The sequence below is a fragment of the Streptomyces prasinopilosus genome, from assembly GCF_001419695.1.
Classification (GTDB): domain Bacteria; phylum Actinomycetota; class Actinomycetes; order Streptomycetales; family Streptomycetaceae; genus Streptomyces; species Streptomyces prasinopilosus.
The window spans coordinates 1-1,836 of record NZ_LIRG01000925.1 but is presented as its reverse complement, the minus strand read 5'-3'; the positions used below and the strand labels follow the sequence as shown (position 1 = coordinate 1,836).

Here is a 1,836-nt window from a genome sequence, read left to right as displayed (position 1 = left end):
GGCGGACGGGGACGTGCGCGGCACCTGGGAGTCGAGCAGCGAGCAGACCGACGCCTGCGGGGCCGTCGCCGAGCGGCTCGAGGTCGAGCCGGGGAGCAGGGTGATGCGCACCCGGTACGTCTTCCGGGAGGCGGGCGAGGCGATGATGCTCTCCACCTCCTGGGAGCCGCTCGCCCTGACCGGCCGGACGCCCGTGATGCTGCCCGAGGAGGGCCCCCTCGGCGGCATGGGCGTGGTCGAGCGGATGCGCGCCATCGACGTGATCGTGGACAACGTGACCGAGGAGGTCGGCGCCCGCCCCGGCCTCGCCGAGGAACTGGCGCTGCTCGGCGGCGTCCCCGGCCACGTCGTCCTGGTCATCCAGCGCACCTACTACGCCTCGGGCCGCCCGGTCGAGACGGCCGACGTGGTGATCCCCGCCGACCGGTACCGGGTGGCGTACCACCTCCCGGTGAGGTAGCCGCACCGGCGGCCGTCACGGACCGCGACTCCGAGCCGTCGTCGACCCCGGAACGCTCCCTCTGCGCCCCGTCAGGGCCCGCGCTCGCCCGGACGGGCGGCGGCGGGCCCGGACGGGTGCCGCATGAATCTGGCCGTTCTCGCAGGTGGCCACCGAGTGGCGGGCGCGAGGACGGCGTGCCCCTGACCGGATGCGTCGAACTCGCGTACGGCGCGTTCGCCGTGGTGCGCCCCCCGCGCCATGGCTGGTTGCGTACCTCTTTGTGCAAAGCCATGTTCGCTGCGTGAAGGTAAGGCGTAGGCTCGGGCATATGCGGACTGGGGATTCCTTACCGGGCGGAGCGCGGCACGGAGCGCCGACGGGAAGCGGAGGGGTGCGATGAACGACGGCACGGCCACGCTTCCCTGGCTCGTGGTGCGACAGGACGACAACGGCAACCGCTACCGCGTGGGCCGGTACGCGACCCGTGCCGAGGCGCAGGGGATCGCGGACAGCCTCGACGCCCGCGGACACAAGCAGCTGTACTGGGTCGAGCGCATCGGACGGAACGCGACCTCCGCCGACTGACCCCCCGCGGGCCCGGCCGCACCGGGGAGGAGCGGCCCGCGCCCCCGACGAGCCGGCTGCGGGGCGGGCGGCCGCCGGGTCCCGTGCCGGGGGCGTCCGGACGGCTCCGGTCGAGGGCCGGGGCCCGCGCCCGGCTAAGGTCCTGCCCGACCAGGTTTCCCGGGCGAAGGCGGAGTGATGTCGGTCCTGATCGACACGGTGGCGTGGGTGCGGGTGGAGGGCGGCAGGATCCTCTGCGCGCGGCCGCGGGGAAAGGACGTCTTCTACATCCCCGGCGGCAAGCGCGAGGGCGCGGAGAGCGACCTGGAGACCCTGCTGCGCGAGATCGAGGAGGAACTGACGGTCCTGCTCGACCCGCGGACCGCCGCCCACGTGGGGACGTACGAGGCCGGCGCACCCGGTCTCCCGGACGGTGCCGTCGTGCGGATGGCCTGCTACACCGCCGAGTACCGGGGGGAACTGGCCCCGAGCAGCGAGATCGAGGAGATGGCCTGGTTCTCGTACGCCGACCGGGACCGGGTGCCTCCCGTCGACCAAGTGCTCTTCGACGACCTCGCCGCCGCCGGCGAACTCGCGTAGCCCACCCGCCCCACGCGGCGCGGCCACCCGATCCCGTCCCCGTCCCCGTCCGTCCCCTCCTGCTCGCCCGCGGATCCCCGCGGGCGAGCAGGAGGGGACGGACGGGGACGGGGACGGGATCGGGTGGCCGCGCCGCGTGGGGCGGGTGGTCTACGCGCGTTCGCCGGCTGCGGCGCGGTCGTCGCAGAGCACTTGGTCGACGGGAGGCACCCGGTCCCGGTCGGCGTACG

Annotated in this window: 3 protein-coding genes; all 3 read left to right on the top strand. The window is 74.7% G+C overall.

Going from position 1 to position 1,836, the window contains the following annotated elements; translation table 11 throughout:
• Positions 1-460 (top strand): UTRA domain-containing protein (locus AOK18_RS28600; RefSeq protein WP_139058387.1); only part of this gene is annotated, 460 nt, incomplete at its 5' end.
• Between the two features lie 378 nt (positions 461-838).
• On the top strand, positions 839-1,027 hold the full coding sequence (locus AOK18_RS28595; RefSeq protein WP_055572715.1) for an SPOR domain-containing protein: 189 nt from the start codon (positions 839-841) through the stop codon (positions 1,025-1,027).
• Between the two features lie 177 nt (positions 1,028-1,204).
• Complete coding sequence (locus tag AOK18_RS28590) at positions 1,205-1,606, top strand: NUDIX hydrolase (protein WP_055572714.1); 402 nt, start codon at positions 1,205-1,207, stop codon at positions 1,604-1,606.
• Positions 1,607-1,836 lie beyond the last annotated feature (230 nt).

Coding starts and splice junctions, on each gene's coding strand:
- AOK18_RS28595 (WP_055572715.1), top strand. CDS start 839: ATGAACGACGGCACGGCCACGCTTCCCTGGCTCGTGGTGCGACAGGAC.
- AOK18_RS28590 (WP_055572714.1), top strand. CDS start 1,205: ATGTCGGTCCTGATCGACACGGTGGCGTGGGTGCGGGTGGAGGGCGGC.